The following is a 7,935-nucleotide window of genomic DNA, read 5'->3' as shown; positions in this document are numbered from 1 at the left end:
TCTGGTTATTTTTTCCAGATGTGAAATTCAGTCTAGGACTTACAACTCCCCCTGTTCCCTGTTCCCTGCTATAAAATAGAAAAGTTGTTAACGTTTAATCAACGTTGCCAGATAGCAGAGAAAACCTTTAAAACGATGACCGTTGTGAATACCAAACCCATTAAAATTGCTGTTGTCGGGGATGTTCATGATCAGTGGGAAAATGATGACGCCCTGGCTTTAAAGTCTTTAGCGGTTGATTTAGTTCTGTTTGTGGGGGATTTTGGTAATGAGGCGGTAGAGGTCGTCAGAAGGATCGCTTCGTTGAATATTCCCAAAGCTGCCGTCTTTGGCAACCATGACGCTTGGTATACTGCAACCGAATGGGGGCGGAAAAAATGCCCCTATAACCGCAAAACCGAAGATTGGGTGCAGGAACAATTAGATATTATGGGGGAAGATCATGTGGGCTACGGAAAACGGGACTTTCCCCAGTTGCAGTTAACCGTTGTTGGCAGTCGTCCCTTTAGTTGGGGTGGCCCGGAATGGAAATATAACGAGTTTTATCAAGAACGATTTGGGGTGAACGGTTTTGAGGCCTCTACCCAACGCATGATTAAAGCCGTCCAAACCTCTAATTTTGACCGGGTTCTGTTTTTAGGTCACAACGGCCCAACAGGTCTGGGAGAGGCAGCCGAAGCCCCCTGTGGCAAAGATTGGAACCCCATCGGAGGAGATTTTGGTGATCCTGATTTTGCCGAGGCGATCGCCAAAAGTCGAAGTTTAGGCAAAACCATTCCCCTGGTTGCTTTTGGTCATATGCACCACACCCTACGCCACACGAAAGCTTATCCCCGTCAACGGTTAGTGACGAGCACTGAAGGGACGGTTTATCTCAATGCTGCTTGTGTCAGTCGCATTCGAGAAACGTCCCAAGGAAAACAACGGAATTTTTCCATCGTCACCTTAGATGCTCAACAAGTTTCGGAAGTGTCGTTAGTTTGGGTGGGAGAGGATTTTCAAATTGTTGAGGCGGAATTACTATATTCTGCAAGTGTGCTCTTGGCACAATCTTGATTTATGCTATAATTGCTTCTTAGCTCATGGATGAGCAATTGGAGAGGTGGCAGAGTGGTCGATCGCGCCTGACTTGAAATCAGGTGAACTGAAAGGTTCCGTGGGTTCAAATCCCACCCTCTCCGTTTCCGAGAACAATCGTTCTACAATTTGCATTGATAGAGATATTCATATTTATGACGAATATAATTGAGGAAAGGGTCAATTGTTAAAGGGGAACCTGTCACCCGTTCAATCAATTCTTGGGCTGTAAATTTACGACCGTGTTGATAAATATTCTGTTTGAGCCAATTTAATAATCCTTTGGCACTTCCTCGTTCAATTTCAAAGGGAATTTCAGGATCATCATGAACGACTTTCTCATAAATTTGGGCGGCGATTAAATTTCCTAATGTATAACTTTGGAACATTCCCCCAATCAATTCAATATACCAATGCACATCCTGTAAAACTCCTTCAATATCTGTTGTGGGAACAATGCCTAAATCCTCTCTATAACGTTCATTCCACGCTTCGGGTAAATCAGAAATCGCTAATTTTCCCTCTAACATGGCTAACTCTAAATCAAAGCGAATCATGATGTGTAAATTATAGGTGACTTCATCGGCATCCGTCCGAATTAAAGAAGGATTAACTTTATTAATAGCTTGATAAAATTGATGGGTTGTGACTTGTCCTAATTCACGCATAAATACCCCTTGTAACCGAGGATAAAACCATTCCCAAAATCCTCGACTCCGACCGATAATATTTTCCCATAAACGGGCTTGGCTTTCGTGTAAACCAGAGGAAGCGCCTGTGGCTAAGGGTGTTCCTTCTAACTCTGGAGAAATATTTTGTTCATACAAAGCATGACCTGTTTCATGAATGGTACTAAATAACGCTTGTTCGAGATGGTGTTCATAAACACGGGTGGTAATGCGAACATCATCAATGGAAAATTTTGTCATAAACGGATGTAGGGTTTTATCTTGTCGTCCCCGTTTTAAGTCATAACCTAAACAGTGAATCACCCCAATAGTAAATTTTAGTTGTTTTTTTTCAGAGAAAATTTGATATAAATAAGAATTATTTAAAGGTGAACAAGCGGTTAAGGTTTCAACGATGGGTACTAATTGTTGACGCAGAGGTTGAAACAGCGATCGCACCGTTGCTACTGTCATTCCTTCATCTTGTTGATCAACTAACGGATCGGCAATATGTTCATACCCTGGAAAGCATTGGGCATATTCCTGACTTAATTCTAAGGTTTTTTGTAAATAGGGTTGAACTACCGCAAAACTCCCGGCTTCCCGTGCTTTCGCCCAAGCGTTATAAGTGGCTGATTGATGTTGAGAAATTTCGGCCATCAGTTGGGAGGGAACTTGCACCGCCCGATGATAATCTCGACAGGTGACACGAATTAAACTGGCTTCTAGGGAATCATAGGGGAAGTTGGCTTCTTCGGTGCGTAGGTCTTCTAATAATTCTCCCACAATGGGATCGGTGAATTTTTCATGGGCTAAACGCCGTAACGTTGCCATTTGTCGCCCTCTGGCCCTCGCACCCCCAGGCGGCATATAAGTTGCTTGATCCCAATGCAGGAGGGAAATTGCCGCTTTAATATCGTTAATTTCCGTGAGGCGATCCAGCAGTTGTGTGAATTTTGGGTTGGGAGAGGAAGAAACGGACATGATAAAACCGATGAATCGGATGCTCAAACTTTACAACAGCTTAATCGATGTTGGACGGATGTTGATCAATCCTCACAATTGTTTTAGGAAAAATTCGGTTTTTCTGGACTGTATTGGAGTGGTGGGGTTTGATTTTTTCTCGAAACCCTGTCGGAATCATCTTCTTTTCTGGTATCAAAATTTTTTAACTCTACGTGATTCTACGGATTTATTCTCATTAAACTGAACATCTCAGCTTTTAATTATTCCTGATTTAAGGTAAGATTTAATCGGCTTATTCAAGACGGTCATCGATAATATGTCATCAATACCTTCTATCGATTCTTCTCATTCTGTTACTTCCTCCACTGACGTAACAAACAAAACTCGTTTTCTCTTGACTTTATGGGCCATGAGTTGCCGTGATGGTGAGGTTAAAAAAAGTGAATTAACCAATAAGGTTAAGCAAAAGCGTCAGGGAACAAAAGTTGGCGTTTCTCAAAGTCTTTATGAAGAATTACAAGCCGCAGATGCGATCAAAATTTATAAGCGAAATCAAACGCCTATGGTGTCTCTGACGGATACCGGAAAACAAATGTTAATCGCTGCGTTAACAAATCCTAACTTTACCTTTGATACAACAATTGTCGCTGCTCGGTTAGCCAATGGCTTAATTGAGTTAATTCGAGAATTTTATCAAGGGGGAATTCCCGCGACATCGGTTAAACAAGCTGTTATTGCTTCTTATGAGGAGTTTAAAGCGATCGCCCTTCAGGTGTATGATCAATTAAATAAAGATTATAACTATGATAACTTAGTCCCCATTTATCGCATTCGACGGACGATTGGGGATCAAGTTACTCGTTCACAGTTCAATGAATGGATGTTAGAAATGCAAGCTAATGATATTTTTCAATTCATTGGAGGGAGTGTGGAAGATAGCGCACCAGACAAAATTGAAGATTCTATCAGCACCGAACTGGTTGGCTTACGTTGTTATGCTAAACGGTTATAAAGCTTTTCTAATCCTTTATTATTCACCCATTATTTTTGGTTAAATTATGACGACTTCTGAGTTTAGTAACATTGACAATCTGATTCAGCAATATAACCCGTTTGCTGGACATACAGTGGTTAGAAATTCTCAAGTTTGGGGCAAAAGTTTACCTGATGTTCCCTCAATTAACGCTCATGTTTCTGATACGGTTTTTGAGGCGATTCATCAAATCAATCAAAACTCTATGCAAACGGTAGGGATTACAGTTGTTGGTGATCGAGGATTAGGCAAAACTCAAGTCATTAGTCGCATTCGCCATCATTATAAACAAACGGATCAAGTTTTGTTTATTTATATGGGAGACTATGGAGAAAAACTCTCGAAAATCAAAAGCAAATTTCTGGAAACTTTAACTTCTAGTTTAAGAGCCTATGGTCAATATGAAGGCATCATGCAATGGCAAGAAATAGCGGCTCATTTAATTAATCAAGCGAAAGGATGGAACTACAGCGCAGAACAATATATTCAAAAATTCCCTGATTGGCTCAATCGATATTCCACTAAAGCGTTAGATCTTTTAACAGATTTAATTTTTTCCAAACAAAATCAAATCATTGAAAATCCCTATATAATCAGAGCGATTTTATGGACACTTTCTCGTCCCCATGCTATCTATGCAACCTATTGGTTATCGGGGATGGAGTTAGCAGAAAGACAAGCTCAAGATATGGGATTACCCAACTTCAAAACTGGAGAAAAAGAAGTAGAATCTTTTAAGACAACTTGCCAAATTCTGAATTTAGTGAGTCAATATAAAATTCCCCTGATCTGTTTTGATGAACTTGATGCACCTTATATTGATGAGTTCACGGGTTTTTCCTTACCCCAAATCACTGCTAGTTTTGCTAAAGATTTATTCAATAATATTAAGCGAGGTTTATTAGTTCTAGCAATGTATGAACCCACTTGGTTACAGAATGTTAAATCTTTGCAACAAGCCGAAGCTGTTATCCATAGAATTGCGAGTTATCCTCAATTGGGAAAACCAATTTCTTTAAACTATTTAAAACCCAATGATGTCATCGCATTAGTATCTCAATGGTTAAAGGAATTTTACGCCCAGCATCAAGTTGTTCCTCCTCATCCTTTATATCCATTTACTGAAGCTCAACTAATAGAATTAGGGAAACTAAGACCAAAGACTAGAGATGTTTTGGGTTGGTGTGCTTCCCAGTGGAGAAAAGACAAAATTGATTCTCCAGCTAACCTAGATGTCGTTAAACCTGCTTTTGAAAACGAACTCGCAGAAATTAAACAGAAGATTACTGACCTTTTAGAAGACAGTGATCAACTTGCAGAAACCCTAGCTTTTAGCTTTGAACGAATCATCGGAAAAACGATTGAAAATGTCGAAATTAAAAGTATTGAAAGATTTAAACAGAACACCTGTTATCTGCATTTCAAAATCAATGGAATAGAAAACGGTCAACCTGTTAAAATTGGATTAGCTGTGATTCAGCAATCAGGAGGAGCTATAGTCCAAGCCATTCTTAGACAACTTGGAGATTATCAAAAATTTGATTTAACGCGAGGGTGTTTAGTTCGGTCTAAAAAAATTGGTTCTAATGCCAAATTAGCGCAAAAATATCTTAAAGAACTGCAAGACGAAAAAGGTGGAGAATGGGTTCGTATCCCAGAGGAAGATATTAAACCTTTATTAGCCATATACGCAGTTTACAAAAATCAAGAAAGTTATGGGTTAAAACCCGAACAAATTTTTGATTTTATCGAAAAATCAGAATTAGTGATCAAAAATTCCATCATTTCTGAAATTCTCAGTGACCCTTCCGGTCAAACACCCGATGGTTTAATTGATGAAGATATCCCCATTAGTATTCCTCAAGTTACCTCTGGTTTAGACAGTGACTTGACCTATAACTTTTTAGATTGACAAAACTGCAATTTTATCGGAAAAATTCAGTTTTTCTCTACTGTGTTTTGAGTCGTGGGGTTGGATTGTTTTCTAACAATCTCCTCTAGTCTCAAAATATTTTAACTTTCCTATCATCTATGAATTAATACTCGTTAAACTGAACATCTCAGCTTTTAATTATTCCCGATTTGATGTAAAATTTAATCAGCTTATTCAAGACGGTCATCAATAATATGTCATCAACACCTTCTATAGATACTTCTAATGCTGTTGCTTCTACCACTGAGGTAACAAACAAAACTCGCTTTCTGTTAACCTTATGGGCCATGAGTTGTAGCAATGGTGAGGTTAAAAAAAGTGAATTGAACAGTAAACTTAAACAAAAGCGTCAGGGAGCAAGCTTTGGCGTTTCTCAAAGTCTTTACGAAGAATTACAAGCCACAGATGCGATCAAAATTTATAAGCGAAATCAAACGTTAATGGTGTCTCTGACCGATACCGGAAAACAAATGTTAATCGCGGCGTTAACAAATTCTGATTTTGCTTTTGATACAACGATTATCGCCTCTCGGTTAGGGAATGGATTAATTAAGTTAATTCGAGAATTGAATCAAGGGGGAATTCCCACTACATCGGTTAAGCAACCTGTTATTGCTTCTTATGAAGAGTTTAAAGCGATCGCCCTTCAGGTGTATGATCAATTAAATAAAGATTATAACTTAAATGATTTAGTCCCCATTTATCGCATCCGACGGACTATCGGTGATCAGGTCACTCGTTCACAATTCAATGAATGGATTTTAGAGATGCAAGCTAATGATATTTTACAACTTATGGCGGGAGAAATGCCTGATTTAACACCGGATAAACGGGAAGACTCCATTACTTTACCGAGTGGTGGATTTCGCTATTATATTCAGCGCTTAGATTCTGATAATTAAATGTAGATTTCTTTGTTGTTTCCACCCTCACATCTAAACACTATGACTAATCCTTCAGTTTCTCCACTTAACGAAATTCATGCAGCCATTAAAAGTTATAACCCTTTTAAGAATGCTGGTATTGTTCAAGAGCAAAATATCTGGGGTAAAGGCTTTCCTGATTTAACATCATTAAACAAAAAAGCTTCAGATACAGTTTTTCAAGCCCTTGAACAAGTTAAAAATAGTCAATCCAGTCATGAAAAAGTAACAACACTGGTTTGGACAGCTTTACAGGGAGTCGGAAAAACTCACAACTTAAAACGCATTCGGAAACATCTTGAACAAGAAGGGGGAGGATTATTTGTTTATGGTAATGCCAATAAATATACTGATCTCAATTTAATTAAATATCAATTTCAACAAACTTTAGCAAATAGTTTAGCGTATCCGGGTAGTCAAGGCGTATCACAGTGGCAAGAAGTAGCAGCAGCAATGGCAAATGAAGCTCTTAAAGCAATTAACCCGAATGCGGCTATCGCTTCTCCTCCTCAACTGGTTAACCGATTTGATCAAGTTTATGCTAATTGGTTGAGTCAGGGTAAAAACTTAATGACTAAACTGAGTCAAAAAGTTTTGCAATCTAAACCTCTAGCCGATACCTATATTGTTCGTGCGATTTTATGGACACTTTCTCAAGATTATTCACCTTTAGCGATTAAATGGTTAGCGGGAGATGCTCTGGATCAAACAACTGCGGATTATTTAGGGCTTCCTCCTAACTTCAATAAAACCAATCAAGAACGAGAAGCTGAGGCTTTTAATTCTATATTGCAGATTCTTAACTTAGTGAGTCATTATAACTCAATGATTATTTGTTTTGATGAAATTGAATCGTTAAAAGTTAATGATGCTGGGTTTACAACCTCTCAAGTCATAGCTGAATTAGTGTGTAATCTTTATAATTCTTTAAGGCAATCGGAATTAGGTCAAGGCGTGATTATTCTGACCGTTGTTTTACCTGATGTCTGGAGCAATGCGATCAAGAATATGCGAGGTGGTATTGTAGATAGAATATCAACATATGCTAACGGTAAAACTATTGAGTTAGAGCATCTAAATAGTAATTCTATTATTGATTTAGTGAGTTTATGGTTGCAAGAGGAATTATACAAACCTCGGCATTTAACTCCTCCTCATCCGGTCTACCCATTTGATGAAAATCAGCTAAGGGATTTAGGTAAACAAAAACTTTCAGTCAGAGAGGTCTTAGCTTGGTGTGCAGAACATTTTGATGTTGATGATCCCTTACCTGATAATCCCTCAGAAAGATTCAAACTAGCTTTAGAACAAACCAGTCAATCTATCCCTGAAAAT

At 38.6% G+C, this 7,935-nt stretch carries 5 protein-coding genes, 1 tRNA gene and 1 pseudogene; 6 read left to right on the top strand and 1 reads right to left on the bottom strand.

The window, feature by feature from the left end; translation table 11 throughout:
- Positions 1-135 precede the first annotated feature (135 nt).
- A complete protein-coding gene (locus ACKPEB_RS12710) occupies positions 136-1,056 on the top strand; it encodes a TIGR04168 family protein (protein ID WP_408965299.1) in 921 nt (306 codons plus the stop codon).
- A 40-nt stretch (positions 1,057-1,096) separates the two neighbouring features.
- Positions 1,097-1,181 (top strand) — tRNA-Ser (locus tag ACKPEB_RS12705).
- An 18-nt stretch (positions 1,182-1,199) separates the two neighbouring features.
- On the opposite strand, the gene ACKPEB_RS12700 is transcribed toward ACKPEB_RS12705, so the two are convergent.
- Positions 1,200-2,729, bottom strand: a complete 1,530-nt coding sequence (locus ACKPEB_RS12700; RefSeq protein WP_408965298.1) for a carboxypeptidase M32 — start codon at positions 2,727-2,729, stop codon at positions 1,200-1,202.
- A 298-nt stretch (positions 2,730-3,027) separates the two neighbouring features.
- Here ACKPEB_RS12700 and ACKPEB_RS12695 point away from each other — a divergent pair, with 298 nt between their 5' ends.
- The 4 genes and pseudogenes from ACKPEB_RS12695 to ACKPEB_RS12680 all read left to right on the top strand — a co-directional run.
- The gene (locus ACKPEB_RS12695; RefSeq protein ID WP_408965297.1) at positions 3,028-3,723 is read left to right on the top strand and encodes a hypothetical protein; all 696 of its coding nucleotides are present in this window, start codon (positions 3,028-3,030) and stop codon (positions 3,721-3,723) included.
- A 46-nt stretch (positions 3,724-3,769) separates the two neighbouring features.
- The gene (locus tag ACKPEB_RS12690; RefSeq protein ID WP_408965296.1) at positions 3,770-5,656 is read left to right on the top strand and encodes a hypothetical protein; all 1,887 of its coding nucleotides are present in this window, start codon (positions 3,770-3,772) and stop codon (positions 5,654-5,656) included.
- 215 nt (positions 5,657-5,871) lie between these two features.
- A complete protein-coding gene (locus tag ACKPEB_RS12685; protein ID WP_408965295.1) occupies positions 5,872-6,579 on the top strand; it encodes a hypothetical protein in 708 nt (235 codons plus the stop codon).
- A 42-nt stretch (positions 6,580-6,621) separates the two neighbouring features.
- Positions 6,622-7,935, top strand: a pseudogene (locus ACKPEB_RS12680) (ATP-binding protein); the annotation flags it as partial.

It is taken from the genome of Planktothrix sp. (genome assembly GCF_046067725.1).
Lineage (GTDB): Bacteria > Cyanobacteriota > Cyanobacteriia > Cyanobacteriales > Microcoleaceae > Planktothrix.
Note: the sequence above shows the minus strand (reverse complement) of the source record. Positions and strands in the feature narration are given on the sequence as shown.

Bases quoted from the DNA above. Each gene is read 5' to 3' on its own strand.
- ACKPEB_RS12685 (WP_408965295.1), top strand. From the start codon at position 5,872: ATGTCATCAACACCTTCTATAGATACTTCTAATGCTGTTGCTTCTACC.
- ACKPEB_RS12700 (WP_408965298.1), bottom strand. From the start codon at position 2,729: ATGTCCGTTTCTTCCTCTCCCAACCCAAAATTCACACAACTGCTGGAT.
- ACKPEB_RS12690 (WP_408965296.1), top strand. From the start codon at position 3,770: ATGACGACTTCTGAGTTTAGTAACATTGACAATCTGATTCAGCAATAT.
- ACKPEB_RS12710 (WP_408965299.1), top strand. From the start codon at position 136: ATGACCGTTGTGAATACCAAACCCATTAAAATTGCTGTTGTCGGGGAT.
- ACKPEB_RS12695 (WP_408965297.1), top strand. From the start codon at position 3,028: ATGTCATCAATACCTTCTATCGATTCTTCTCATTCTGTTACTTCCTCC.